Annotated in this window: 28 protein-coding genes and 3 tRNA genes; 11 read left to right on the forward strand and 20 right to left on the reverse strand. The window is 70.5% G+C overall.

The genetic code is table 11. From position 1 onward, the window contains the following. Positions 1–73 precede the first annotated feature (73 nt). Both ACFYV1_RS14200 and ACFYV1_RS14205 read left to right on the forward strand, forming a co-directional pair. The gene (locus ACFYV1_RS14200; RefSeq protein ID WP_389395728.1) at positions 74–1,300 is read left to right on the forward strand and encodes a pyridoxal phosphate-dependent aminotransferase; all 1,227 of its coding nucleotides are present in this window, start codon (positions 74–76) and stop codon (positions 1,298–1,300) included. Positions 1,301–1,451: 151 nt separating this feature from the next. Beyond that, the gene (locus tag ACFYV1_RS14205; protein WP_389395729.1) at positions 1,452–2,480 is read left to right on the forward strand and encodes an adenosine deaminase; all 1,029 of its coding nucleotides are present in this window, start codon (positions 1,452–1,454) and stop codon (positions 2,478–2,480) included. A 246-nt stretch (positions 2,481–2,726) separates the two neighbouring features. Here ACFYV1_RS14205 and ACFYV1_RS14210 read toward each other — a convergent pair whose 3' ends face one another. From ACFYV1_RS14210 to ACFYV1_RS14250, 9 genes are all read right to left on the reverse strand, one after another. After that, positions 2,727–3,524 (reverse strand): SGNH/GDSL hydrolase family protein, encoded by a 798-nt coding sequence (locus tag ACFYV1_RS14210; RefSeq protein WP_389395730.1) that lies wholly within the window; start codon positions 3,522–3,524, stop codon positions 2,727–2,729. Positions 3,525–3,804: 280 nt separating this feature from the next. After that, positions 3,805–4,860, reverse strand: a complete 1,056-nt coding sequence (locus tag ACFYV1_RS14215; RefSeq protein WP_389395731.1) for a UDP-N-acetylmuramate dehydrogenase — start codon at positions 4,858–4,860, stop codon at positions 3,805–3,807. A 67-nt stretch (positions 4,861–4,927) separates the two neighbouring features. After that, complete coding sequence (locus ACFYV1_RS14220) at positions 4,928–6,388, reverse strand: MFS transporter (RefSeq protein ID WP_389395732.1); 1,461 nt, start codon at positions 6,386–6,388, stop codon at positions 4,928–4,930. A gap of 87 nt (positions 6,389–6,475) precedes the next feature. After that, positions 6,476–7,036: a TetR/AcrR family transcriptional regulator gene (locus tag ACFYV1_RS14225; protein ID WP_389395733.1), complete on the reverse strand. Its 561-nt coding sequence runs from the start codon at positions 7,034–7,036 to the stop codon at positions 6,476–6,478. Between the two features lie 252 nt (positions 7,037–7,288). After that, the gene (locus ACFYV1_RS14230; protein WP_389395734.1) at positions 7,289–7,717 is read right to left on the reverse strand and encodes a MaoC family dehydratase; all 429 of its coding nucleotides are present in this window, start codon (positions 7,715–7,717) and stop codon (positions 7,289–7,291) included. After that, positions 7,717–8,169 (reverse strand): MaoC family dehydratase N-terminal domain-containing protein, encoded by a 453-nt coding sequence (locus tag ACFYV1_RS14235; RefSeq protein WP_389395735.1) that lies wholly within the window; start codon positions 8,167–8,169, stop codon positions 7,717–7,719. Before ACFYV1_RS14235 ends, ACFYV1_RS14230 begins: the two co-directional genes overlap by 1 nt. Before the next feature lie 120 nt (positions 8,170–8,289). Further along, entirely contained in the window at positions 8,290–8,454 is a 165-nt protein-coding gene (gene rpmG / locus ACFYV1_RS14240; RefSeq protein WP_003956487.1) for a 50S ribosomal protein L33, read from the reverse strand. Positions 8,455–8,569: 115 nt separating this feature from the next. After that, positions 8,570–8,642 (reverse strand) — tRNA-Met (locus ACFYV1_RS14245). 47 nt (positions 8,643–8,689) lie between these two features. Further along, positions 8,690–8,762: transfer RNA gene (locus ACFYV1_RS14250), tRNA-Thr, on the reverse strand. Positions 8,763–9,123: 361 nt separating this feature from the next. On the opposite strand from ACFYV1_RS14250, the gene ACFYV1_RS14255 reads away from it, so the two are divergent. From ACFYV1_RS14255 to ACFYV1_RS14265, 3 genes are all read left to right on the forward strand, one after another. After that, entirely contained in the window at positions 9,124–10,353 is a 1,230-nt protein-coding gene (locus ACFYV1_RS14255; RefSeq protein ID WP_389395736.1) for an amidohydrolase family protein, read from the forward strand. A 183-nt stretch (positions 10,354–10,536) separates the two neighbouring features. Beyond that, positions 10,537–11,193: an NAD(P)H-binding protein gene (locus ACFYV1_RS14260; RefSeq protein ID WP_389395737.1), complete on the forward strand. Its 657-nt coding sequence runs from the start codon at positions 10,537–10,539 to the stop codon at positions 11,191–11,193. Positions 11,194–11,257: 64 nt separating this feature from the next. Then, complete coding sequence (locus tag ACFYV1_RS14265; protein WP_389395738.1) at positions 11,258–11,695, forward strand: GyrI-like domain-containing protein; 438 nt, start codon at positions 11,258–11,260, stop codon at positions 11,693–11,695. A 103-nt stretch (positions 11,696–11,798) separates the two neighbouring features. Here ACFYV1_RS14265 and ACFYV1_RS14270 read toward each other — a convergent pair whose 3' ends face one another. Next, a complete protein-coding gene (locus tag ACFYV1_RS14270) occupies positions 11,799–12,068 on the reverse strand; it encodes a hypothetical protein (RefSeq protein WP_389395739.1) in 270 nt (89 codons plus the stop codon). A gap of 22 nt (positions 12,069–12,090) precedes the next feature. Here ACFYV1_RS14270 and ACFYV1_RS14275 point away from each other — a divergent pair, with 22 nt between their 5' ends. Continuing rightward, positions 12,091–12,705, forward strand: coding sequence for a hypothetical protein (locus tag ACFYV1_RS14275; protein ID WP_389395740.1), 615 nt, complete (start codon positions 12,091–12,093; stop codon positions 12,703–12,705). A 103-nt stretch (positions 12,706–12,808) separates the two neighbouring features. Here ACFYV1_RS14275 and ACFYV1_RS14280 read toward each other — a convergent pair. Further along, positions 12,809–12,890 (reverse strand) — tRNA-Tyr (locus tag ACFYV1_RS14280). Between the two features lie 192 nt (positions 12,891–13,082). Between ACFYV1_RS14280 and ACFYV1_RS14285 the strand changes: the two genes are divergently transcribed. From ACFYV1_RS14285 to ACFYV1_RS14300, 4 genes are all read left to right on the forward strand, one after another. Then, complete coding sequence (locus tag ACFYV1_RS14285) at positions 13,083–13,571, forward strand: YajQ family cyclic di-GMP-binding protein (RefSeq protein WP_389395741.1); 489 nt, start codon at positions 13,083–13,085, stop codon at positions 13,569–13,571. Between the two features lie 320 nt (positions 13,572–13,891). After that, positions 13,892–14,209 (forward strand): PucR family transcriptional regulator, encoded by a 318-nt coding sequence (locus tag ACFYV1_RS14290; protein ID WP_389395742.1) that lies wholly within the window; start codon positions 13,892–13,894, stop codon positions 14,207–14,209. A gap of 258 nt (positions 14,210–14,467) precedes the next feature. Beyond that, positions 14,468–14,974, forward strand: a complete 507-nt coding sequence (locus ACFYV1_RS14295; protein ID WP_389395743.1) for a methylated-DNA--[protein]-cysteine S-methyltransferase — start codon at positions 14,468–14,470, stop codon at positions 14,972–14,974. Between the two features lie 13 nt (positions 14,975–14,987). Beyond that, positions 14,988–15,641, forward strand: a complete 654-nt coding sequence (locus ACFYV1_RS14300) for an alpha-ketoglutarate-dependent dioxygenase AlkB family protein (RefSeq protein ID WP_389395744.1) — start codon at positions 14,988–14,990, stop codon at positions 15,639–15,641. 25 nt (positions 15,642–15,666) lie between these two features. Here ACFYV1_RS14300 and ACFYV1_RS14305 read toward each other — a convergent pair whose 3' ends face one another. Then, a complete protein-coding gene (locus tag ACFYV1_RS14305; protein WP_389395745.1) occupies positions 15,667–15,936 on the reverse strand; it encodes a GlsB/YeaQ/YmgE family stress response membrane protein in 270 nt (89 codons plus the stop codon). Between the two features lie 85 nt (positions 15,937–16,021). Between ACFYV1_RS14305 and ACFYV1_RS14310 the strand changes: the two genes are divergently transcribed. Continuing rightward, positions 16,022–17,284, forward strand: a complete 1,263-nt coding sequence (locus tag ACFYV1_RS14310; protein WP_389395746.1) for an APC family permease — start codon at positions 16,022–16,024, stop codon at positions 17,282–17,284. Positions 17,285–17,358: 74 nt separating this feature from the next. On the opposite strand, the gene ACFYV1_RS14315 is transcribed toward ACFYV1_RS14310, so the two are convergent. The 8 genes from ACFYV1_RS14315 to ACFYV1_RS14350 form a co-directional block, all read right to left on the reverse strand. After that, on the reverse strand, positions 17,359–17,751 hold the full coding sequence (locus ACFYV1_RS14315; protein WP_389395747.1) for a YccF domain-containing protein: 393 nt from the start codon (positions 17,749–17,751) through the stop codon (positions 17,359–17,361). After that, positions 17,748–18,611 carry a zinc metalloprotease HtpX gene (gene htpX, locus ACFYV1_RS14320; RefSeq protein WP_389395748.1) on the reverse strand — a complete coding sequence of 288 codons (864 nt, stop codon included), beginning with the start codon at positions 18,609–18,611 and terminating at the stop codon, positions 17,748–17,750. The genes ACFYV1_RS14315 and htpX overlap by 4 nt, the downstream gene beginning before the upstream one ends. A gap of 163 nt (positions 18,612–18,774) precedes the next feature. Beyond that, a complete protein-coding gene (locus ACFYV1_RS14325) occupies positions 18,775–20,289 on the reverse strand; it encodes an NADH-quinone oxidoreductase subunit N (protein ID WP_389395749.1) in 1,515 nt (504 codons plus the stop codon). Further along, positions 20,286–21,878: an NADH-quinone oxidoreductase subunit M gene (locus ACFYV1_RS14330; protein WP_389395750.1), complete on the reverse strand. Its 1,593-nt coding sequence runs from the start codon at positions 21,876–21,878 to the stop codon at positions 20,286–20,288. Before ACFYV1_RS14330 ends, ACFYV1_RS14325 begins: the two co-directional genes overlap by 4 nt. Before the next feature lie 3 nt (positions 21,879–21,881). Next, the gene (locus ACFYV1_RS14335; RefSeq protein WP_389395751.1) at positions 21,882–23,882 is read right to left on the reverse strand and encodes an NADH-quinone oxidoreductase subunit L; all 2,001 of its coding nucleotides are present in this window, start codon (positions 23,880–23,882) and stop codon (positions 21,882–21,884) included. Continuing rightward, the gene (gene nuoK / locus ACFYV1_RS14340) at positions 23,879–24,268 is read right to left on the reverse strand and encodes an NADH-quinone oxidoreductase subunit NuoK (protein ID WP_389395752.1); all 390 of its coding nucleotides are present in this window, start codon (positions 24,266–24,268) and stop codon (positions 23,879–23,881) included. The genes ACFYV1_RS14335 and nuoK overlap by 4 nt, the downstream gene beginning before the upstream one ends. Further along, positions 24,268–24,867, reverse strand: a complete 600-nt coding sequence (locus tag ACFYV1_RS14345; protein WP_389395753.1) for an NADH-quinone oxidoreductase subunit J — start codon at positions 24,865–24,867, stop codon at positions 24,268–24,270. The genes nuoK and ACFYV1_RS14345 overlap by 1 nt, the downstream gene beginning before the upstream one ends. Then, positions 24,864–25,472 carry a NuoI/complex I 23 kDa subunit family protein gene (locus ACFYV1_RS14350; RefSeq protein ID WP_389395754.1) on the reverse strand — a complete coding sequence of 203 codons (609 nt, stop codon included), beginning with the start codon at positions 25,470–25,472 and terminating at the stop codon, positions 24,864–24,866. Before ACFYV1_RS14350 ends, ACFYV1_RS14345 begins: the two co-directional genes overlap by 4 nt. Positions 25,473–25,474 lie beyond the last annotated feature (2 nt).

Raw genomic sequence — 25,474 nt, forward strand, 5'->3', positions numbered from 1 at the left:
GTGGTTGACCGGTTCTGTCCGCTCCTCGAAACCTGTGTGCCGCGTCCGTTTGCCGTCTGGGAGCATGGGCCGCATGAGCGCTGCTACCCCTCCCACCGAGCGCCGGGTCTCCGCGCGCATCGGCGCGATCTCCGAGTCCGCGACCCTCGCCGTCGACGCCAAGGCCAAGGCCCTCAAGGCCGCCGGACGTCCGGTGATCGGCTTCGGCGCCGGTGAGCCCGACTTCCCGACCCCCGACTACATCGTCGACGCCGCCGTCGAGGCATGCCGCAATCCCAAGTACCACCGTTACACCCCGGCCGGCGGTCTGCCCGAGCTGAAGAAGGCCATTGCCGAGAAGACGCTCCGCGACTCGGGCTACGAGGTGGACCCCGCCCAGATCCTGGTGACCAACGGCGGCAAGCAGGCGATCTACGAGGCGTTCGCCGCGATCCTCGACCCGGGTGACGAGGTCATCGTCCCGGCGCCGTACTGGACCACCTACCCCGAGTCGATCAGGCTCGCGGGCGGCGTCCCCGTCGAGGTCGTGGCCGACGAGACCACCGGCTACCGCGTCTCCGTGGAGCAGCTGGAGGCGGCGCGCACGGAGAAGACCAAGGTCGTCCTCTTCGTCTCCCCGTCCAACCCGACCGGCGCCGTCTACAGCGAGGCGGACGCCCTCGCGATCGGCGAGTGGGCCGCCGAGCACGGCCTGTGGGTGCTGACCGACGAGATCTACGAGCACCTGGTCTACGGCGACGCGAAGTTCACCTCGCTGCCCGCTCTCGTCCCTGCGCTGCGCGAGAAGTGCGTCGTGGTCAACGGCGTCGCCAAGACGTATGCGATGACCGGCTGGCGCGTGGGGTGGATCATCGGCCCGAAGGACGTCGTCAAGGCCGCGACCAACCTGCAGTCGCACGCCACGTCGAACGTCTCCAACGTGGCTCAGGTCGCCGCCCTGGCCGCCGTCTCCGGCGACCTGGACGCCGTGGCCAAGATGCGTGAGGCCTTCGACCGCCGCCGCCGGACGATCGTGCGGATGCTCAACGAGATCGATGGTGTGCTCTGCCCGACCCCCGAGGGCGCGTTCTACGCGTACCCGTCGGTGAAGGAGCTGCTGGGCAAGGAGATCCGCGGCCGGCGGCCGCAGTCCTCCGTGGAGCTCGCGGCCCTGATCCTCGACGAGGTCGAGGTCGCGGTCGTCCCGGGTGAGGCCTTCGGTACGCCGGGCTACCTGCGCCTCTCGTACGCGCTGGGCGACGAGGACCTGGTGGAGGGCGTGTCCCGGATCCAGAAGCTGCTGGCAGAGGCCAAGGCCTAGCAGCCCGCGGTTCCGTCGAGCGGCGTCCGCCCCCCTCGTGGGGGTGCGGGCGCCGCTCCGGCGTTTCGGCGGGACCGTTTCTCCGTTCGGACGACAGTCCGATCGGGGAAACCCCCTGCCGGGCGGCGCCCACCTGGGGCAGGATCACCCGATGGAGCACGTACGAGACGTCAGCCTGCTGCCGAAAGCCCATCTTCATCTGCACTTCACCGGGTCGATGCGGCCCACCACCCTGCTGGAGCTCGCCGACAAGCACGGTGTGCACCTTCCGGACGCGCTGACCGGGGGCGAGCCCCCGAAACTGCGCGCCACGGACGAGCGCGGCTGGTTCCGCTTCCAGCGGTTGTACGACATGGCCCGCTCGTGCCTGCGTGATCCGGAGGACATCCAGCGGCTGGTGCGTGAGGCGGCCGAGGAGGACATCAGGGACGGCTCCGGCTGGCTGGAGATCCAGGTCGACCCGACCTCGTACGCGCCGCGGCTCGGCGGGCTGATCCCGGCGCTGGAGATCATCCTCGACGCCGTGGACACGGCTTCCCGGGAGACCGGGCTCGGGATGCGCGTCCTGGTCGCGGCGAACCGGATGAAGCACCCGCTGGACGCCCGCACCCTCGCCAGGCTGGCGGTGCGCTACGCCGACCGGGGCATCGTCGGGTTCGGACTGTCCAACGACGAACGGCGCGGTATGGCCCGCGACTTCGACCGCGCCTTCGCCATCGCTCGTGAGGGCGGCCTGCTGGCGGCTCCGCACGGCGGCGAGCTGACCGGTCCCGCGTCCGTACGCGACTGCCTGGACGACCTGCGTGCCTCGCGGATCGGCCACGGCGTACGGGCGGCGGAGGACCCGCGTCTGCTGCGCAAGCTCGCGGAGAGGGGCATCACCTGCGAGGTGTGCCCCTCGTCGAACGTGGCGCTCGGCGTCTACGAGAAGCCGGAGGACGTGCCCCTGCGCACGCTGTACGAGGCCGGTGTCCCGATGGCGCTCGGAGCCGACGATCCGCTGCTGTTCGGATCCCGTCTGGCGGCGCAGTACGAGCTGGCCCGCCGCCACCACGGTTTCACGGACGCGGAACTCGCGGAGCTGGCCCGTCAGTCGGTGCGGGGCTCGGCGGCACCGGAAGGGGTCAGGGAGAAGCTGCTGGCCCGGATCGACGACTGGCTGGCCGACCCGGCGGCCTGATGCCCCGTCCTCGGCGGGTTCACGGGGCGGTCGCGGTAGCGGCGGGCACCGCCGCACCGAGACGCGCCGGGTCCTGACGTCCGCATCCTTCCGGCTCATCGGCCTGCCGGGACTGCGGCCGGGGCGGCTCGTTGCGCTTCTGCGCGGGAGGCCGAACCGGGCACTGCTGCCCCTGAGTACGCCGGGCGACCGTAGACGCGCGTGCCCACCGGGCCGGCAGCGGTGCGGCCGGCCCGGTGGGGTCGGTCAGAGCCGGCTGCGGAAGACCGGCAGGTAGCCGTAGGCGTGACCGGACTTGTTCGGGTGGTAGGAGTTGCTCGTCGGGAAGGTCAGGCCGTGGATCCATGCGGAGCCGGAGCAGACCTCGTGCCCGCCGAAGGCCCCACGGACATCGCCGAAGCGGAAGCCGTAGGCGGCGGCGCGCTGGGAGATCACCGAGTTGAGCAGGTCGGACGCGCTGTTCAGCGCCGCCCGCTCGCTCTCCCGGAGCCCGGCGATGCAGGTGCCGTCCAGCTGGTAGATGCGCGGGTAACCGAGCACCACGACCCTGGCGTTCGGGGACTTGGACCTGATCTTGGAGTACAGGGTGTTGAGCCGGCCGGGCAGGGTGTAGCTGATCTTGCTGCGGGCGGTGGAGATGGCGGACATGCAGGCGCTCTCGCCCTGCAACACGCAGGTGCTCATGACGTCGGCGAAGCCGATGTCATTGCCTCCGGCGCTGAGGCTCACCACTCCGGTGCCCGAGTTCAGGGCCGACAGCTGGTTGTTGACCACGTCGACGCTGGTGGCTCCACTGCAGGCACGGAAGGCGAAGGAGGAGGGGAGGTTGGCCCTCGCCCACAGCGCGGGGTAGGAGTTGGTGCTGCGCTTGCAGTCACCGCTGACGCCGTAGTCCCCGGCGCCGACGCCGGAGGAGTAACTGTCGCCCAGCGCCACGTAGGGCGGTGCCGCCGCGGCGGCGGGGGTGGCGCCGGCGAGAAGTGTGGCGGCCGCCAGGAGCAGTGTGGTGACCAGGGCCGCGAAGGCTCTGCGGAACAGGTTCATGACATTCCTGTCTGTTCATCAGGACGGGGGCCGCGGCCGGTTCCCGCACCACCGGGGCGGGGGGCCTCCGGTCGTCACGAGCCCGCACCGCGGAGCGCCCTGGATGACCGGAACCTGTCAACGTGGGCGCCGTCCGGGAGCGTATGACCGTCCGGACCGGCGGTGGCCTCTACGCGCATCAACCTGCCAACTCGCGTTTTTGCGGCGAGTCGCCACGCACATGGAAAAGGCCCCGCCTACAGGCGGGGCCGGGGGCGGGCCGAGTAGCCCAGGGCGCCGGTCAGAGCGAAACGCCCACCATTACCGGCTCGTTGACCAGCGAGACCCCGAAGGCCTCCCGCACGCCGGCCACGACCTCGCGGGCAAGGGCCAGCAGGTCCTCGGTGGTGGCCTGTCCCCGATTGGTGAGGGCGAGCGTGTGCTTGGTCGAGATGCGCGCGGGACCGGTGCCGTAGCCCTTGGTGAAGCCGGCCTTGTCGATCAGCCAGGCGGCCGAGGTCTTGGTGCGTCCGTCACCGGCCGGGAAGGCGGGCGGGGCGACCCCGTCGCCGAGCCGGTCGCGTACGCGGGTCAGGAAGGCCTCGTACTCCGCGGCGGTCAGGATCGGGTTGGTGAAGAAGGAACCGGCCGACCAGGTGTCGTGGTCGTCGGCGTCGAGCACCATGCCCTTGCCCGCGCGCAGACCGAGCACGGTCTCGCGGGCGGTGGCCGCCGGTACCCGGTCGCCCGCCTCGATGCCGAGAACCCGGGCGGTCTCGGCGTACTTCACGGGCGCGGACAGGCCGTCCGCGTCCTCGAGCTCGAAGCGGACGCGGAGCACGACGTAGCGCTCGGGGTCCTGCTTGAAACGGCTGTGGCGGTAGGAGAACTCGCACTCGGCGTTCGACAGCACCACCGTTTCGCCGCCGCGGCGGTCGTACGCGACAACCTCGGTGATCGTCGACGAGACCTCCTGACCGTAGGCGCCGACGTTCTGGATCGGGGTGGCGCCCGCGGAGCCGGGGATGCCGGCGAGGCACTCGACGCCGCCGAGGCCGGCCTCGACGGTGCGGGCGACGGCGTCGCTCCAGGTCTCCCCGGCGGCCAGCTCGAGGCTGGTCCCGTCGAGTTCGAAGCCGCGGGTCGCGATGCGCAGCGCGGTGCCCTCGAAGCCCTTGTCGCCGATGACCAGATTGCTGCCGCCGCCGATGATCAGCAGCGGCGTGCCGGTCTCGTCCGCCTCGCGTACGACGGCGATCACCTCGTCGTCGGTGGTGGCCACCACGAGTCGGGTCGCGGGGCCGCCGAGCCGGAAGGTGGTCAGGGGGGCGAGGGGGGCGTCGTGAAGTTCCTGCACGGGACAAGGGTACGGGCCGCGGCGCCACCGTTTCGGCGGGGCCACGGCCCGTGAGGGGCTGAGCGCGTCAGACCGTGACCGGTGCCAGGTCCTCCTCGGACCCGACGGAATCGGTGCCGGTCCCGGCCCGGGGGCCTTCGGGAACGGATCGTCCCTGGGGGATCAGCAGCGCGACCAGGGCGGCGAGAGCGAGCGCCCCGGCTCCGACCCAGACCGCGGAGACCGTGCCGTCGGAGAACGCCTTTGGGGACTCGTAGCCGCCCCGGGCGGCGAAGACCGCTCCGAGCACCGCGATGCCGAGTGCGCCGCCGACCTCGCGCAGGGCGTTGTTCGCCCCGGAGGCGATGCCCTGTTCGGACGTACGGACGCTGGACATGACCACACTGGCGGCGGGCGCGAAGTAGAGCGCCATGCCGACGCCGCTGATGACGAGCGCGGGCAGCTGGGCCGCGTAGGAGACACCCGGTTCGAGGACCAGGGCGAAGAGCGCCAGACCGATCGCCTGGAGCAGCAGGCCCGCGGTGACGACGGGGCGGCCGCCGATCCGGTCGGAGAGAACGCCGGCGACCGGTGCGACGAGCAGCGACATGCCCGTCCAGGGCAGCATCCGCAACCCCGCCTCGGTGGGCGAGTAGCCGGCGACGCCCTGCAGGAACTGGCTGAGCAGGAAGATCGAGCCGAACATGCCCAGGAACATCAGCAGGCTCGCGATGTTGATCCCGAAGAAGGCGCGGCTGCGGAAGAGACGCGTCGGCAGCATGGGGTTCTTCGCCGTGGAGCCGTGCCCGACGAAGGCGACCAGCATCACGGAGCCCGCGATCAGGCAGAACAGGATGCGGGGGCTGCTCCAGCCGTCGCCGTTGCCGTTGACCAGCGCGTAGACGATGCCGAAGAGACCGCCGCTGACCAGGAGGGTGCCGGGCACGTCGAGCCGGGCGTTCGGCGCGTACGACTCCTCGAGGCGCAGCCGGGCGAGCGGCAGGAGCAGCAGGCCGATCGGGACGTTCAGCCAGAAGATCCACTGCCAGGAGAAGTGCTCGGTGAGACTGCCGCCGATGAGCGGGCCGGTGGCGACGGCGACGCCGGTCACGGCACTGAAGGCGCCGAGCACGGCACCGCGGCGGGCGGCGGGGACGGCGGCGGTGAGCAGCGTCAGCGTGAGCGGCATCATGATCGCCGCGCCGACGCCCTGGGCGGCGCGGGCCGCGATCAGGGCGTCTGTGCCGGACGCCAGGGCGGCAGCGGCGGACGCCCCGGTGAAGACGGCCAGGCCCACGATGAACAGCCGGCGGCGGCCGAAGCGGTCCCCCAGAGCCGCGCCGAGCATGAGCAGCACCGCGAAGGTGAGCGTGTAGGCGCTCACTGTCCACTCGAGGTCCTCCAGCGCTCCGCCCAGATCTTCGCGGATGGAAGGGAGGGCGGTGGTGACGACGAGGTTGTCCAGGGCCGCCATGAAGCCGGCGACGCTGGTGATGACGAGTACCCAGACGGCGCCGGCGCGCTGTGCGGGTTGCTGGTTCTGGTTCACTGCTCCCCCTGAGGTTAGTTATTGATGACTAACTTTTACGCATAAAGAAGTGCGCGGAACGCACCCGCGCACCCACGCGCGCGGGCCTCAGTCCTCGGTGGGACGCGCGGCGGCGTAGAAGCCCGACCAGATGCGATGGTCGGCCGGGAAGCCCATCGAGACAAGGACGTTGACGAGCATGCCGTAGGCCAGGAAGGTCGTGGTCTCGCCGACATCGGCACCGAGATGCAGATGCGTCTCGTCCCACAGCTCCAGCCAGCCGGCTCGGACCTGCTCACCGAACCGGTGGTCGCCCGTCGCCTCCGCCGCGGCCACCGCGACGTACATCTGCATCTGCATCAGCAGCTTCTCGGGGTCGTCCGCGATGAGGCGCTGATATGCGGCCGCCATCGCGGTGAGGGCGTCTTCGCCCTCCAACCCCTCGGCCGCCTCCGCGAAGACGCGCCTGGTGTCCGCGAGGCATCGCGAGGACGCGGCGAGGAAGATGGCCTGCTTGTTCGGGAAGAGGCGGAAGAGATAGGGCTGCGAGACACCGACGCGCTTGGCGATGACCGCGGTGGAGGTGCCGTTGTACCCGGCGCGGGCGAACTCGGCGATCGCGGCACGGATCACACTCTCGCGTCGCTCGTCTGCGCTCATCCTGACCATGGGTTCAAGTTATTGGTCAATCACTAATGAAGTCAAGGACCCGGGTGGTCCTGGATCCGACGGAAGTACGCAAGGGATCCGACGGAAGTACGTAAGGGGCGCCCTCCCTCGGGAGGACGCCCCTTACCGGGCGTTCGGCCGCATCGTCGGCGTCCTGCCGCCAGCCGGTCGAACATGGCGGCCGACGGCGGCCCGTGGGACCGGTGGCGGCCTATGGCAACCGGTGGTGGCCTAGGCAACCGGTGGTGACCGTCAGACGAGCTGCACGACCGCGCGCGACATGCCGAGCACCTTCCGGCCCTCGCTGGTCGCGACAAGGTCCACCCGGACGCGGTTGTCGTCCATCTTCGCCGCCACCTTGGCGCTCACCTCGATGAGCGCGCCCTTGTCGTCGTTCGGGACGACGACGGGCTTGGTGAAGCGGACCCCGTACTCGACGACGGCACCCGGGTCGCCCAGCCAGTCGGTCACGACCCGCACGGCCTCCGCCATGGTGAACATGCCGTGCGCGATCACGTCCGGCAGGCCGACCTCGGTGGCGAACTTCTCGTTCCAGTGGATCGGGTTGAAGTCGCCGGACGCGCCCGCGTACTCCACCAGCGTGGCGCGGGTGACGGGAAAACTCTGCGCCGGCAGCTCGGTGCCGACCTCGACGTCCGCGTAAGAGATCTTCGCTGCCATCACGCCTCCTCGGCGGCGCGTGCCACCAGCTTCATCCACGCCGTCACGACCAGCTCACCACTCTCGTCGTGCACGTCACCGCGGACGTCCAGAATGTCGTTGCCGGCAAGGGACTTGATGGCCTCGATCGTCGAGGTGACGGAGAGCCGGTCCCCCGCGCGCACCGGACGCACGTACGCGAATTTCTGGTCACCGTGCACCACACGGCTGTAGTCCAGCCCCAACTGCGGGTCCTGGACCACCTGGCCGGAGGCCCTGAAGGTGATCGTGAACACAAAAGTGGGCGGAGCGATCACATCGGAGTGACCCAGCGCACGGGCGGCCTCCTGGTCCGTGTATGCGGGATTCGCGTCACCCACCGCTGCGGCGAACTCGCGGATCTTCTCCCGGCCCACCTCGTACGGCGCGGTGGGCGGATAAGTCCGCCCCACGAACGACTGGTCGAGCGCCATGGACTGGCTCCCTCCTGAAACTGATCACTACAAAGAAGACGGCACGGCAGACGTAAGAGGCCGCACGGTAAACGACACGAGGCCGCCCCCAGAGGGGGCGGCCTCGTGCACGAGCCTGATTCAGCGAGTTTCGCGGTGCGCCGTGTGCGAGTTGCAGCGCGGGCAGTGCTTCTTCATCTCAAGACGGTCCGGGTTGTTACGCCGGTTCTTCTTGGTGATGTAGTTCCGCTCCTTGCACTCCACGCAGGCCAGCGTGATCTTCGGGCGGACGTCGGTGGCAGCCACGTGAGTGCTCCTTGGACGGACGGTGGACGGATGGGGCTCATCCACAGTCGAAACTGTGGGTGCGCATAAAAGAGTAGCCGATCGGAGGACCGACCCCGCAATCGGCTACTGTGTGTAGCGGTGACCGGACTTGAACCGGTGACACAGCGATTATGAGCCGCTTGCTCTACCGACTGAGCTACACCGCTGCGATGCCGGATCCCCTCGCCCGAAGGCGAGGATCACCGAACATCAGAGCCCCAATACGGAATCGAACCGTAGACCTTCTCCTTACCATGGAGACGCTCTACCGACTGAGCTATTGGGGCGAGCGATGAAGACATTACACGGTCCGCCGCCGATCGCCCAAATCCGTTTCCCGCACCCGGCCCGCCTTCCGCACGGCCCGATCACCGGCCTCTCCCACGGCCCGATCACCGACCGGTCTCCCGGCCGTCACCGGCACAACACGCGCCCCCCACCTGCGCGGCATCTCCCGCACCCCGCCCGCCTCGTACGCCACTTGCGGCCACACCGGTACGACTATTTCGCTCCTCCTCGAAGCGCACCGCGAGCGCCCCTAGGCTCGTCACACGCTGTGTGATCCTTTCCGGCTCCCACGCCACGGCTCCCACACCGCCCGGGCAGTGTGAACGCCGTCCGAGCCCGACCGCCCCACGCAGGAGCGCGATGCCCGACAGCCAGCCGCGGCCCCCCGACGGTGCCACCGCGGACACCACCGCGCTGTTGCTCTGCGGCGCCAGGCTCGCGGACGGCCGCATCGTCGACGTACGGCTCAGCGGCGACCGCATCGAAGCGGTCGGCACCGTGGGCAGCCTCCCGCCGCACTCGGCCCGGGTCGATCTGACGGGCTTCCTCCTGCTCCCCGCCCCCGCCGAACCGCACCTCCACGGCGACACGGCGCTCAGCGCGGAGGCACCGGGGCCCGTCTCCTACGACCCGTCGGACGTTCAGCGGCGTGCCACCGAGGCCGCGCTGCTGCAGTTGGGGCACGGGGCGACGGCGCTTCGTTCGCACGTGAGGATCGGGGACGTACAGGGCCTCGGACCGCTCGAGGCGGTGCTGCAGGCGCGCCGCTCGCTGCGTGGGCTCGCCGACCTGACCGCCGTCGCCGTACCCAGGCTGCTGACGGGCGTCGCGGGCGCGGACGGGCTGGCCATCCTCCGGGACGCGCTCAAGATGGGCGCCGGCGTGGTGGGCGGCTGCCCCGACGCCGACCCGGACCCCACGGGATACGTGGAGGCGGTGCTGGAGATCGCCGCCGAGTACGGCTGCCCCGTCGACCTGCACACACACGGCGACGACCCGGCCCGGCTGGCGCGGCTGGCGGTCATGGCCGGGGGACTTCGGACCGGCGTCACGATCGGCCCCGGGGCCGGTCTCGCCCGGCTGCCCAGGGACATCGCCTCCCGTACCGCCGACCGGCTCGCGGCGGCGGGCGTCACCGTCGTCTCGCTCCCCCAGGGCGGTTGCGCCGGTGTGGAGCACCGCGGCAACGCACCGGTCAGGCTGCTGCGGGCGGCGGGCGTACGGGTCGCGGCGGGCAGCGGAGCACTGCGCGACCTGAGCAACCCGGTGGGCCGCGGGGATCCGCTGGAAGCGGCGTACCTCCTGTCGTCCCAGGCGGGGATGCGGCCCTCCGACGCGTACGAATGTGTGGCCGGCACCGCCCGTGAGGTGATGGGCCTGCCCGAGGTGCGGGTCGAAGCAGGGTTCCCGGCGGAGTTGCTGGCGGTGCGCGGCGAACGGATCTCGGGGGTGCTCTCCCTCGCGTACAGCCGGATCGTCATCCACCGCGGGCGGGTGGTGGCGCGTACCAGCGCTGTGCGCGAGTACTGCGACTCGGCGGCCATCGCTTTCGAACTGCCGCGCCAGGGACGGCCGGACAGCGATCCCTGACGCGGTGGGAGCAGCCTCCGGAGGGGGTGGGAGCATGCCTGAGCAGGACGGCCGCAGGCGCGAGCGGGATGACAACGGACGCCCCTGAGCGGGGTGCACGGAACGGGACCGCGCGCCGAGGACGAGCCGTCGGGGGCTGTGTCGCCTGCGCACGGTGGGGGCTTCGGACGTAACGTCGTAGGCATGCGCATTGTCATCGCAGGAGGACACGGTCAGATCGCACTCCGACTCGAGCGCCTGCTCTCGGCGGCCGGGCACGAGGTCGCGGGCATCATCCGCAACCCGGAGCAGGGCGACGACCTGAGGGCCGCCGGCGCCGAACCGGTGCTCCTCGATCTGGAGTCGGCTTCGGTGGAGGAGGTCGCCGCCGTACTGCAGGGCGCGGGTGCCGCGGTGTTCGCCGCGGGCGCGGGCCCGGGCAGCGGTACCGAGCGGAAGGACACCGTCGACCGCGCCGCGGCGATGCTCTTCGCCGACGCGGCCGAACGGACAGGCGTACGGCGGTACATCGTCGTCTCGTCGATGGGCGCCGATGCCGAGCACAAGGGCGACGAGGTCTTCGACGCCTACCTGCGGGCGAAGGGCGCGGCAGACGACTACGTACGGTCCCGCACCAGCCTGGAGTGGACGATCCTCCGGCCCGGCGCGCTCACCAGTGACGCGGGGACCGGTCTCGTGCGGTTGCAGGCCTCGACGGGACGCGGGCCGGTGCCGCGTGACGACGTCGCGGCGGTGCTCGCAGAGATGGTGGAGACATCGGCCACGGCCGGGCTGACGCTGGAACTGGTCAGTGGGTCGACGCCGGTCACCGTCGCGGTGAAGGACGTCGCGGGAAACTGACACCGACGCCGGCACCGGCGTTCCGGTCCGATGAAACGCTTTCGCCCGTAGGGTCCTTGAGCTCATGAGCAGTCACACACAGGAAATCCGGCCGGTGGTCGTCGAACGCGAGGAACAGGTCTACGCGTACATCCGCGGCTCCGTCCGCATGGACGCGTTCGCCAGGATCGCCGACCGGCTGCCCGAGTTGGTCAACTGGTTGGCGGGCAAGGGCGCGGAGCTCGCCGGGGCGCCCTTCTTCCGCTACAACACCCTCGACATGGCGGCCGAGTCGGTGGTCGAGGCCGGCGTACCCGTCGTCGCCGCTCCGGAACCCGAGGGAGACATCGGCGTGGCCGTACTCCCCTCCGGGCGCTACGCGACGGCCACCCACCTCGGCCACCCGGACCAGCTTTCCGGAGTCGTCACCGCGATGCGGGAGTGGGCGACGCGGGAGGGTCTGGAGTGGGACATGACGGTGGTCGACGGGGTCGAGCACTGGGCCTGCCGGACCGAGTCGTAAGGACCGACCCCCGGGTTGAGCCGGACATGTCCAAGTGGGAGATCGAGCTCGCGTTCCGCCTGGCCGACTGACGTCACGGCGCCGCCGTTGGGCGGGCCTCCGGTCAACGTTTCCGCAGACCAGAGTCATCGGCGATGCGCGGCCCTGCCGCCGTGCCCGTCACCGCCCGCCCCGCTTCGGTGCCGCCTCCTGTTGCTCCCTGCTCCACCGCGGGCGCCGGACCGTTCCCGGCTTCGGCTTCGGCTTCGGCTTCGGCTTCGGCTTCGACCTGGGTACCGCCCTTCGCGCCGCAGCGTTCGGGTACTTCCTCGCATCCACCGGCGCGGCCAAGACCGTCCACCGGCTCACCACCGCTGTCATCGAGGCCAGCCACCGGATCAGCTGAGGAGCCCGCGATGAACCAGCCCGTCCTCGTCCGTCACCCGCTCGCCGTCCTCGCCCCGAAGGCGGCCCCGGCCCTCGCCACATCCACCGTGCTGGTCCTCGGGCGCGTCTGGAACGCGAACGGGGCCGAGCACTCCGTCGGCAACGCCACGCTGATGGTCGTCCTCGCCACCGCGGCGGCAGGGGCCGGTGCCTGCGCTTCCCTCGGCCGGGCCGGTGACGGAGTCCTGGCCGGAACGTGCTTCGCCGTCTCCGGCGGGCTCACTCTCGCCGGGGTCGCCGGATACGCCGACGGTCTCGTTCTGCCGTTGCTGCTGTGGGCGCTCGCGACCGCCGTCGCGTACGGACTCGCTGCCCGCTACTGGCGCACCGACCGTCGCGACACCATCGGCTTCGAACGACGCATGACCGAGAGGCGCGAGGACCACGGCCACCTCGAGCGCGTCGAGGCCATGCGGTCGCGTACGCAGATCGAGGTGGCCCGCGAGGGTGCCGCCTACGCCACCGCGCTCGCCGAAGCCCTGACCGCCCGCGCCATGCTTCCCGGCTTCGACCCGACACAGCTCACCCGCGCCGGCCTGCCCGAACTGCCCGAACTGCCCACCAGGACGAACAACGAGAACTGATCGGGTTCGCAAGCCGTCTCGCCCGCTCGCCCGCCCGGAGGGTCCGCCGACGCAGAACGGCCCCTGATCGCGTTTCCGCAGATCAGGGGCCGTATCTATCGCGTGGCGGCGCCAGGATTCGAACCTGGGTAGGCTAAGCCGACGGATTTACAGTCCGCTCCCATTGGCCACTCGGGCACACCGCCATGGGATGTCGCCCGCGAGGACCGCTTTGAGGCGGCGCTCCGTGGCAACGACGTAAACGATACCTGATGCACAGGGGTGCTTCGCCACTGGATTGATCAGCGCCCGGGACGGGCGCGGGTGGCTAGGCTTGGCCGAGCGGCTCGGGTGATCGGGCCGCGCCTCCACGCACCCGATACAAGGAGCCACAGGACATGGCCGACTCCAGTTTCGACATCGTCTCGAAGGTCGAGCGGCAGGAGGTCGACAACGCCCTCAACCAGGCCGCCAAGGAGATCTCCCAGCGCTACGACTTCAAGAACGTCGGTGCTTCGATCTCCTGGTCCGGCGAGAAGATCCTGATGCAGGCGAACTCCGAGGACCGTGTCAACGCGATCCTGGACGTCTTCCAGACCAAGCTCGTGAAGCGCGGCATCTCGCTGAAGGTCCTGGACGCCGGCGAACCGCAGCTTTCCGGCAAGGAGTACAAGATCTTCGCCTCCATCGAGGAGGGCATCTCCCAGGAGAACGCCAAGAAGGTCGCCAAGATCATCCGCGACGAGGGCCCCAAGGGCGTCAAGGCGCAGGTGCAGGGCGAAGAGCTGCGGGTCAGCTCGAAGAGCCGGGACGACCTGCAGGCCGTGCAGGCGCTGCTCAAGGGGCAGGACTTCGACTTCGCGCTGCAGTTCGTGAACTACCGGTGATCAACTCGCCCGGCCCGCACGAACGTTACTGAGCAGACTTCACAGGGCACAGCGGGAGCGCGTCGCCGAGGACGGCCTCGGCGAAGGCCCGCGGCCGGCGCGGTGCTCCGTCGGCACGACATCCGAGTCGTCGGTGGCGCGGCGCCGGACTCTCCGTTCGAGGTCACGACTCGATCGAGGTTGCCAGGAGTGTCTCAGGAGGGGGAAACGGGGCAGCAGGGCCGCCGTTTCCCACCTCGCCCAGGAAGCTTCCGGGAGCCTGGCGGGTGCGTGAACAGACGTTTCGCGGCAGCGGCTGACGCGGACACCCAGGTGTGCAATTGAGCCGCCCAGGGCCCGCCCGGGATCGTCTGGCGCGGCTCCTCGACCCACTGGAAGCGGCGCCGGAACTGCTGGAGACCCTGACCGGCTACTTGGCCCACGGTCAGAGCCGAAAGCGGACGGCGACGGCACTGCACGTCCATCCGAACACCGTGGACTACCGGCTGCGTCGCCTCACGGAACTGACGGGGCTCGACGTACGCGACCCGGTGTGCGTCGTCCGTCTGACGGCGGCCCTCATCGGCCGCAGTATGGCCGCCGGACCGCTACCCGACCCGCTGCGCCATTGCGCTGGTTCAGTGGTGGCGCGCCGGTGAAGGGCCGCGGGGTTTTCGGGCGGGGACCCGTTGAGGTCTTCTCGGGCAGACTGGCAGTCGCGGTGCGGGCCGGGTGCGGCGCCCGGCGCACCACCTGGAACGAAGATCACCGCCCCGCCTCGCGTCCCGGAGACGCCCCCCCAGGCGCGGTGTCCGAAACCCGCCAGCTTCTTCGCCGCGCGGGTCGCAGACTCGTAGGAGCGGGACGGACCGAACGTCTCGCGGTACGGAATGACGGCGCAAGGAGGGACGCGAGCCATGAGCAGTGTGTACGACGTCGTCGACAGCCCGCTGGGCGGGTTGCTGCTGGTCGGCCAGGAGTCGGCCACGGCGAAGGGCGGCACCGCCTTGGCCTGGCTCTCGCTGCCGGGGCAGAAGGGCGGCGCTGTCGTTCAGGACGGCTGGCGCCGCGATCCGGCGGCCTTCGAGGAGATCCGGCGCCAGTTGTCGTCGTATTTCGCGGGGTCGCTGACCCGGTTCGAGATCGAGTTCGTGGAGGGCGGAACCGCCTTTCAGCGCCGTGTCTGGAAGGTGCTGGAGGACCTTCCGTACGGACGGACGGCCACGTACAAGGAGATCGCAGAGATGGTCGGTACCTCCGCGGTGGGTGTCCGGGCCGTGGGCACGGCGATCGGACGGAATCCGCTGCTCGTCGTGCGGCCCTGTCACCGGGTAATCGGTGCCGACGGCGCCCTGCGCGGATACGCGGGCGGTCTGGAGTCGAAGGCCCGGCTCCTCGGGCTCGAAGGCGTACGGGTGCCGTGACGGGAGCGTCGTCGTGAGCCGGGCGCTGTTCCCGCGGGAGCGCGCTGTCGTCGCCCCGGGCGCGGTGCACGTGCCCGGGTGGCTGCCGGTGGAGCGCCGGCGCGAACTGGTGGACGCGTGCCGCGGCTGGGCCCGCGGGCCGGTACCGATCCGGCACACGGCCCTGCCCGGCGGGGGCGTGATGTCGGTGCAGACGGTGTGCGTGGGCTGGCACTGGCAGCCGTACCGGTACTCCAGGACGGCCGACGATGTGAACGGCGCACCGGTCGCCGCATTCCCAGCGTGGCTCGTGGAGTTGGGGCGAGAGGCCCTGGTCGAGGCCTACGGTGAGGATCAGGGGTACTCCCCCGACACCGCACTGATCAACTTCTACGACGGCGCGGCGCGGATGGGGATGCACCGGGACAAGGAGGAGCGGTCCGGTGCGCCGGTGGTCTCACTGAGCATCGGCGACGCGTGCGTTTTCCGGTTCGGGAACACCGAGACCCGCGGCCGCCCGTACACGGACGTCGAGTTGGAGTCCGGTGACCTGTTCGTCTTCGGTGGCGCCTCCCGGTTCGCCTACCACGGCGTGCCGAAGGTGTTTCCCGGCACTGCCGACCCCGCGAGCGGGATGCGCAGCGGACGGCTGAACATCACCCTGCGCGAGACCGGGCTGGCGGGCTGACCCGGCCGGGCCGACGTCGCGGCGCTCAGCGCGAGCGGGAATGACCGAACAGGATCCGGTAGACGATCAGCAGGGCGAGCGCGCCGCCGATCGCCGCGATCCAGGTGGGTCCGTCATAGAACTCGTTGGCGATCTCACGGTCCAGATAACGGGCGGAGGCCCAGCCGCCGATGAAGGCCCCCGCGACGCCTATCAGGGTGGTGCCGACCAGGCCGCCGGGGTCGCGGCCCGGCAGCAGGATCTTGGCTATGGCTCCGGCGAGCAGCCCGAGAACGATCCAGCCGACGATGGTCATGCCGTGACCTGCCTTTCGTACGTTGTTGTTGTCGAAGACGCCGCCCCCACGGGGCACGGTTGCGGTGATCAGTAAGGTGCGGCGTATGACGAGGGAGTTGCGGCGGTCGCTCGGAGTTTTCGACGCGGTCGTGATCGGTCTGGGATCGATGGTAGGGGCGGGGATCTTCGCCGCGCTGGGGCCGGCGGCCCGGGCAGCCGGGACAGGTCTGCTGCTCGGCCTTGCCCTTGCGGCGGCGGTGGCCTACTGCAATGCCATGTCGTCGGCTCGCCTCGCCGCCCTGTATCCCGCGTCGGGCGGCACCTACGTGTACGGACGGGAGCGGCTGGGCGAGTTCTGGGGTTGTCTGGCCGGCTGGGCGTTCATCGTCGGAAAAACGGCCTCGTGTGCGGCGATGGCGCTGACGGTCGGCGCCTACGCCTGGCCGGGACAGGCGCATGCGGTGGCGGTCGGCGCCGTGGTCGCGCTGACTGCCGTGAACTACGGGGGCATTCAGAAGTCGGCTCTGCTGACGCGGGTGATCGTGTCGGTGGTGCTGGCGGTTCTCGCGGCGGTCGTGGTGGTCTGTCTGGGCAGTGGGTCCGCGGAGTTCGGCCGGCTGGAGCCGGCCGACGACTCGTCGGCGGCCGGAGTTCTCCAGGCGGCGGGGCTGTTGTTCTTCGCCTTCGCCGGGTACGCGCGGATCACGACCCTGGGTGAGGAGGTGCGGGATCCGGCTCGTACGATCCCGCGGGCCGTGCCGCTGGCCCTGGGCATCGCGCTGGTCGTCTACGGGTGCGTCGCTTTCGCCGTCCTTTCCGTACTCGGTGCGGGGAAGCTCGGGCAGGCGACGGCTCCGCTCGCGGATGCCGTGCGGGCCGCCGGTGCTTCCTGGCTGGTGCCGGTCGTGGGTGTCGGTGCTGTCGTGGCGGCGCTCGGGTCGCTGCTCGCTCTGATTCTCGGCGTGTCGAGGACCACGCTCGCGATGGCTCGTGACGGCCATCTGCCGGGTGCCCTGGCCGCCGTCCATCCGCGGTTCCAGGTGCCGCACCGCGCAGAGGTCGCTGTAGGGGTCGTCGTCGCGGTGGTGGCGGCGACCGCGGACCTGCGCGGGGCGATCGGCTTCTCGTCGTTCGGAGTGCTCGTCTACTACACAATCGCCAACGCCTCGGCGTGGACCCTGAGTTCCGGGCGACGGGGCGATACACCCGTTCGAGTGTCCTGGACCGTGAAGGTGACGGCCGCCTGCGGGATGGCGGGCTGCCTCGGACTTGCCTTCTCGCTGCCGCTGTCGTCCGTGGTCTCCGGGGCGGCGGTACTGGCTGTGGGCGCGGCGGTGTACGGGACGCGGATACGGCTCGCCCGCTGACCGGCGTCAGCCGCGCCCGCAGCGGGAGCCCGAGGAAGCGGCCCGGTGAGCAGGGCCGCCACCGCCGGGCCTGATCAGCGCGCGGTGAACGGCTGATCGGTCCTCACGATCTCCCTGCCCAGCGGCATGAGGGACACCGGGATCAGCTTGAAGTTCGCGATCCCGAAGGGGATTCCGATGATCGTGAAGCAGAGGGCGATGCCTGTGACGATGTGCCCGAGTGCGAGCCACCAACCGGCCAGGACGACCCACAGGACGTTGCCCACCAGAGACGGTGCGCCGGAGTCACGCCGGTCCGCGGTCGTGTAGCCGAACGGCCAGAGGGCGTAGACGCCGATCCGGAACGAGGCGAGGCCGAACGGGATGCCGATGACGGTGATACAGAGAATGACACCCGCCAGCAGGTATCCCAGGAACAGCCAGAAGCCGCTCAGGACCAGCCATATGACGTTCAGGATTGTCTTCACGTGCGAGGACCTGCCATCTGCTCGAGTCGGGCGATTCGTTCCGCCATGGGCGGGTGGGTCGAGAACATCCTGGACAACCCGCGGCCGGGACCGAAGGGGTTGGCAATCATCATGTGGCTCGCGGTCTCCAGTCGTGGCTCCGGCGGCAGCGGAAGCTGCTTGGTACCGGCGTCGAGCTTGCGCAGTGCGCTCGCGAGGGCCAGTGGGTCTCCGGTGAGCTGAGAGCCCGAGGCATCCGCCTCGAATTCGCGAGAGCGGCTGACGGCGAGCTGGATCACAGATGCCGCCAAAGGACCGAGCAGCATGATCAGCAGCATGCCGATCAGGCCGGGGCCGTCGTCGTCGTCGGAGCGGCCGATGGGGATCAGCCAGGCGAAGTTCACCAGGAACATCACGACGGAGGCAAGAGCTCCGGCGACCGACGAGATCAGGATGTCCCGGTTGTAGACGTGGCTCAGCTCATGACCGATGACTCCCCGCAGCTCCCGCTCGTCGAGAATGCGCAGGATCCCTTCGGTGCAGCAGACCGCCGCGTTGCGCGGGTTGCGGCCCGTCGCGAACGCGTTGGGGGCCTGGGTCGGAGAGATGTAGAGGCGCGGCATGGGCTGGCGGGCCGCTGTGGAGAGCTCGCGGACCATGCGGTAGAGCGCCGGTGCCTCGAACTCGCTGACCGGGCGGGCACGCATGGCCCGCAGCGCCAGCTTGTCGCTGTTCCAGTAGGCGTACGCGTTGGTGCCGAGCGCCACGACGAGCGCGACGATCAGCCCCGTACGTCCGAAGAAGCTGCCGATGACGAGGATCAGCGCGGACAGTCCCCCGAGGAGTACTGCGGTCTTCAGCCCGTTGTGCCGGCGGTGCACGGTACGCCCTCCAAGTGGTGCGGCAGGGGACCCTTTGCGTGGTGGTGCTCTCCACTGTCCAGTGGACCCTTCTGTACTGGTCAACGCCAGGCGAAGGACGCTGGTTCCCTTGATTGCCGCGGCCACGGTCCGGGCCGTTCGGGTGAGCTGCAGCGACCGCCGCTCAGAAGAGGCTGTCCGCCGCGAACCGCAGGACCAGCTGGGGGTAGCCCGACAGGACGACACCCCCGGCCGCGGTCAGGGCCACGGCAGCGGTCACCGGGGCGGGTGTCCTCCTGCCGACCGGCTCGCCGGCTTCCGCCGCCTCGGGGGCACGGAAGAGGGTCGCCGTCCACTGCAGGTAGTAGTAGAGGGCGATCACGACGTTGATGCCCATGACGACGGCCAGCCAGCCGAGGCCCGCGTCGACGGCCGCGGAGAACACGGTCACCTTGGCGAACAGGCCGACGATGCCCGGCGGCAGCCCGGCGAGGCAGAGCAGGAAGAAGCCCATGGCCAGTGCGGTGAGCGGGCGGGTGGCGTACAGGCCGCGGTAGTCGGCGATCCGGTTGAGCGGCCGTGTCCGGGCGACGAGGGCCGCCACGGCGAACGCGCCCAGGTTCACGACGGCGTACATCAGGGCGTACGCGACCGTCGAACCGATCTGCTGGTCACTGGAGTACGCGGCGGCGGCGATCGGCACCAGCAGGTAGCCGGCCTGGGCCACCGAGGACCAGGCGAGCAGACGTACCGCGCTCCACGCGCGTGCCGGTGCCTGGCGCAGCGCGGCGACGTTGCCCGCGGTCATGGTCAGGGCGGCGAGGACGGCCATCGCCGGGCCCCAGACGTCGGCGTACCCCGGGAAGGCGATGACGGTCACCAGGATGAGCCCGGTGAATCCGACGGCCTTGCCGACCACGGAGAGGTAGCCGGCGACGGGCAGCGGGGCACCCACGTAGGTGTCCGGCACCCAGAAGTGGAAGGGGACGGCGGCCGTTTTGAAGGCGAAGCCGACGAGGGTCAGTGCGACGCCGGCCTTGGCGAGTGTGTCCAACTGGCCGGGGACGTCCTCGAGGCCGGCCGCGACCTGCGTCAGGTGCAGTGTTCCCGTGGTCGCGTACACGAAGCTGACGCCGAGCAGCGTCACGGCCGTCGCGGTGACGGATGAGAGGAAGAACTTCAGGGCGGCTTCGCTGGAAAGACGGTCACCGCGCCTGAGGCCGACCAGCGCGAATGCCGGCAGAGAGGCGACCTCGAGGGCCACGACGAGGGTGGCGAGGTCACGGGAGGCGGGCAGCAGCGCCGCACCCGCCGCGGATGACAGCAGCAGGAACCAGAACTCGCCTGCCGGGAGCTTGTCCCTGGTGTCGGAGAGGGAGAGCAGCGCGGTCAGCAGCGCCCCGCCCAGCACCAGGAACTGGATGACGAGTGTGAAGTGGTCGGCCGTGTAACTGCAGGCCACGGGGTTGTCGGTCAGGCAGAAGGTGGAGCGGTCACCGTTGCGCAGCGGTACGAGTGCGACGATCGAGACGACGAGCCCGGCGACGGCGACCGCCCCGAGCAGGGGCTTGCGCCGGTCTTCGAGGAAGAGATCGGCGACCAGGACGATCAGAGCGACGGCCGCGGTGACGGTGGGCGGCGCGATCGCCGCCCAGTCGACCGACTGGACGAGACTGGCACTCTCGGCTGCCACGATCACGACTTGCCTCCTGCGAGGAGCTTCTGCACGGCCGGGTCGGTCAGGCCGAGGAGGACCGCGGGCCACAGTCCGGCGATGACGGTCAGGGCCACGAGCGGCGTCCACGCGGCGAATTCGTACCCACGGACGTCTGCGAACGGTTCGGCCCGCCGCTCGTCCCCGCCTTCCTGCGGCCTGCCGCCCATGCACACGCGGCGTACCACGACCAGCAGATAGGCCGCCGTGAGCAGGGTGCCGAACGCGCCGATCGCCATGAAGGTCAGGAACGCGGGGCGGCTGAGGCCGTCGGCCGGGTCGAACGCCCCGAACAGAGCGAGCATCTCGCCCCAGAAACCGGCGAGCCCAGGCAGCCCGAGCGAGGCGACCGCCGCGAAGGCGAGCAGGCCGCCGAGGCGGGGAGCCCGGCCGTACAGCGCTGCTCCCGTGGCTCCCGCGAGGGTGTCGAGATCGGCGGTGCCGTAGCGGTCCTTGATCGCTCCGACCAGGAAGAACAGCAGGCCGGTGATGAGGCCGTGGGCGATGTTGGCGAAGAGCGCGCCGTTCACTCCGGTCGGCGTCATCGTCGCGATGCCGAGCAGCACGAAGCCCATGTGGCCGACCGACGAGTACGCGATCAGTCGTTTCAGGTCACCGCCGGCGCCGCTCCGTGCGAGGGCCAGGCAGGCGAGGGAGCCGTAGATGATGCCGACGACGGCGAACGCGGCCAGATACGGCGCGAAGGTCCGCATGCCGTCGGGTGCGACGGGCAGGACGATGCGGACGAACCCGTACGTGCCCATCTTCAGCAGTACGCCGGCGAGGAGGACCGAGCCGACGGTCGGGGCGGCGGTGTGGGCGTCGGGCAGCCAGGTGTGCAGCGGCCACATCGGCGTCTTCACGGCGAGGCCGAGACCGATCGCGAGAACGGCGACGACCTGCACTGATGTGGTCAGTCCGCGGCCGTTGTCAGTGGCGAGTGCCACCATGTCGAATGTGCCGGCCTTCAGCCCGATGAGCAGCAGACCGAGCAGCATGACCACGGAACCGAGCAGCGTGTAGAGGATGAACTTCCAGGCGGCGGGCTGCCTGGCCTCGCCGCCCCAGCGGGCGATGAGGAAGTACATCGGGATGAGCACCATCTCGAAGGCCAGGAAGAACAGCAGCAGGTCGAGGACGGCGAAGGTCGCGAGCGTGCCGGACTCGAGGACGAGCAGCAGGGCGACGAAGGCCTTCGGGGACGGGCCCGCAGGCATTTTGAAGTAGCTGTAGAGCGCGCAGAGGAAGGTCAGCAGCGCCGTAAGGACCAGAAGGGGGAGCGAGATGCCGTCGATGCCGAGGTGGATCCGCACGTCGAGTGCGGGGATCCAGCTGATGTCGGTCGTGGCCTGCATCGTGGACGGGTGGTCGTGGTCGAAGCCGAGAGCGAGCACGATCGCGGCGACCAGGATCGCGCCGGTGACGGTCACGCCGTGGCGCAGTACCGCTTGGTCGGGGCTGCTGCCGCGCAGCCCGGGCGGGGCGGGCAGCAGAGCGGCGGCGGCCCCGAGCAGCGGGCCGACGACGATGAGCGCGAGAAGGAACTGCATCACGGACTCGCTGATATCGATCACGGCTCACGATCCGGCGTTGACGTTGGAAAGGACGACGGCAGCGATCGCGAGGACCACGGAGCCGGCGAGCAGCACGCTCAGGTAGGTCTGGACGTTCCCGGTCTGGGCGCGTCGGACGGCCGTGCCGAGCCAGCGCATGCCGGTGCCGGAACCGTGTACGTAGGTGTCGACGACCTCGCGGTCCAGGAAGCGGACCAGTCGGGCGGCTGCCCGGACGGGGCGGACGAACAGCGCGGTGTAGAGGGCGTCGACGTGGAAGCCCGCGGCCGCGTGGCGGTGGAACGGGCCCAGCAGCAGTCGCGCGGGGTCGGCCGGATCGGGGGCGGCCGCGATGTCGCCGTAGGCAGGGACGTGGGTGGCGATGGCCTCGGCCTCGGAGACGGCCGGTTCGGCGGCGGGGTGCGCGGCGACGGCGCCGATCGGAGGGCGGGCGGCGACCGCGGTGGCGTGCCGCCAGGCTCCGTAGGTGATCAGTCCGCCGACGAGTGCGACCCCCGTGCCCAGGACGGCGGTGGTCAGCGTGGGCGTGAGGTCGTGGCCGTCGAACCAGCGGGGCAGGCTGCCGGCGGCCAGCCCGAAGGCGAGCGAGGGGACGGCGAGGACCCACAGCACCGTGGTCATCGCGAGGGGTTGCCGGCCGTGGTCGGGCGCCTCGGTGCCGCGGCCGCGGAAGGCCAGCAGCCACAGCCGGATCGCGTAGGCGGCGGTCAGGAGGGCGGTCAGCAGCGCGGCGACGAGCACGAGCCAGCCGGCCGCGGCGGGCGCGACGGCGGAGTCGCCGAGAGCGGTGTGCTCGGCGACCACGAGGACGGCTTCCTTGGAGAAGAAACCGGCGAAGGGAGGGATCGCGGCGAGCGCGAGCAGAGCGACGGTCATCGTCCAGTACGCGTCGGGGATGCGCTTGGCGAGGCCGCTCATACGGGACATGGCGGCGAGCGAGTTGGTCCCGGCGGCGTGGATGACCGCACCGGCGGCGAGGAACAGCAGCGCCTTGAACGCACCGTGGGACAGGAGGTGGAAGACGGCGGCCCCGCGGTCGCCTGCGGCCAGGGCGCCGGACATGTAGCCGAGCTGGCCGATGGTCGAGTAGGCGAGGACACGCTTGATGTCGTCCTGCGCGAGGGCGGCGAGTGCCGAGCCGACCATCGTGACGGCCGCCATCACGGCGAGCGCGGTCATGGCAGCCGCGGACGCCGCGAACAGCGGAAGGAGCCGGGCCACGAAGTAGATACCGGCGGCGACCATCGTCGCTGCGTGGATCAGCGCGGAGACGGGGGTGGGGCCCGCCATCGCGTCGGGCAGCCAGGTGTGCAGCGGGAACTGCGCCGACTTGCCGGCCACTCCGGCGAGGAGCAGCAGCGCGATGAGGGTGGGGTGCTCGATGGCGTCGGCGGCGACCGCTCCGAGGATCCCGGTGATCCGGAAAGTACCCGCGTCGGCCGCGAGCGCGAACAGACCGATCAGGAAGGGGACATAACCGAGCTTGGTGACCAGGAAGGCCTTGAGGGAGGCGGCACGTGCCTCGGGCGTCTCCCAGTAGTGGCCGACGAGGAAGTACGAGCAGATGCCCATGATCTCCCAGCCGACCAGCAGCACCATCAGATCGCCGGAGTAGACGACGAGCAGCATGGCGGAGGTGAACAGCGAGACGAGGGCGGCGTACGAGGGATAGCGCGGGTCGTCGCGGAGATAGCCCGTCGAGTAGATCTGTACGCAGGAGGCGACGACCCCGACGAGGACGGCGGCGAGGACCGCGAATCCGTCGAGATGGATCGCGAGGTCGATCGGGACCGAACCTGTCGGGGTGAGCCGCGTGGAGGCGTCGATCGCCTTGTCGCCGTCCTGACGTACGGCTACGAGTACGGCGAGGGCGGCCGCGGCAAGCGTCGGCAGTACGGCAAGCGGGCGTACGAACCCGGGTGCGGTGCGGCCGAACAGCAGCCCGGCCGCGGCGCCGAGGAACGGAAGGAGGGGGACGAGGACGGCGAGGGTCGTGGTGGTCACGCGGTGGCCTCGGCCTTCTCCTCGCGGTCTGCGGGTGTTTCGCCGTCGGTGTCCGAGCGGGGGCGGTCGTCGCCGTGCGGCGTCTCCGCGGTGTCGCGCAGGCGGTCGACGTCGGAGCTGCCTCGGTTGCGGTACACCATCAGCACGATCGCCAGACCGATGCCGATCTCGGCGGCCGCGATGGCGATGACGAAGAGGGTGAGCGCCTGGCCGGCGTGCAGGGTGTCGCGCAGCCAGACGTCGAAGGCGACCAGGTTGAGGTTGACGGCGTTGAGCATCAGCTCGACGGACATCAGGACGAGGATCGCGTTGCGGCGTGCGAGCACCCCGTAAAGCCCGACGCTGAAGAGGAGCACGGCCAGCACGGCGGGATAGGCGAGGTGCATCAGCTGGTCCCCTCTCGGGCCGCTCGGGTTTCTCGGGCCCCTCGGTCCGGGGCCGGTGCGTCCTCGTCCCTGCGGGACAGGACGATCGCGCCGATGAGCGCGGCGAGCAGCAGCACGGAGAGCGCCTCGAACGGCAGCACCCAGTGCCGGAAGAGGATCTCGCCGGACACCTTGGTGGAGCCCTGGGCCGGACCGTCCAGGTCGATCCAGGTGGTGCGGAAGGCGTCGACGACGACCCACACCAGGGACGCCGCGGCGGCTGCCGCCACCGCGAGGGCGACCCACCGGTTGCCCGAGTCGGCGTCGGGCGAGCGGCCGATGGGCGCCCTGGTGAGCATCAGACCGAACAGAAGGAGGACGACGACGGAACCGACATAGATCAGGACCTGCACCCACGCGATGAACTCCGCGGTGAGCAGGAGGTACTCGACGGCAAGGCCACCGAGCGCCACGACCAGCCAGAGGGCGGCGTGCACGAGCTGCCTGGTCGTGACGGTGATGAGGGCCGCGCCGAGGGTGGCGATGCCCACGAGCAGGAAGGCGATCTCGACGCCCGTCGGGGAGAGGAAGCCGTGCGTCGCGGCTGCGGCGAGCGTCATGCCGGGCCTCCCTGGGCCGAGGCCGGGCCGTCTTCGGGCTCCGGGCTGTCGCCGCCGGCCAGGGGGGCGTTCTCCGCCGCCTGCGCGGCTGCCAGTTTGTCGGCCGCCTTGCGGGCCGCGCCCAGTTCCTTCGGCTCCTCCGCGCCGGGGTCCAGCGCAGGCGGTGCGGGAACGGTCCACATCCACTCGCGGAGCTTGTCGCGCTCGTGGGTGAGCTCGCGGATGTCCGTCTCCGCGTACTCGAACTCGGGCGACCAGAACAGCGCGTCGAAGGGGCACACCTCGATGCAGATACCGCAGTACATGCAGAGGGAGAAGTCGATGGCGAACCGGTCGAGGACGTTACGGCTGCGTTCGCGGCCACCGGGTGCCGCCGCCGGCATCGTCTCCTTGTGGGAGTCGATGTAGATGCACCAGTCGGGGCACTCGCGGGCGCAGAGCATGCAGACCGTGCAGTTCTCCTCGAACAGACCGATCACACCGCGGGTGCGGGGCGGGAGTTCGGGCTGGACGTCGGGGTACTGGGCGGTGACGGTCTTCTTCGTCATCGTCCGCAGGGTGACGGCCAGGCCCTTGGCAAGACCGGATCCGGGGATCGGGGACACGG

The organism is Streptomyces sp. NPDC003023 (assembly GCF_042888225.1).
Classification (GTDB): domain Bacteria; phylum Actinomycetota; class Actinomycetes; order Streptomycetales; family Streptomycetaceae; genus Streptomyces.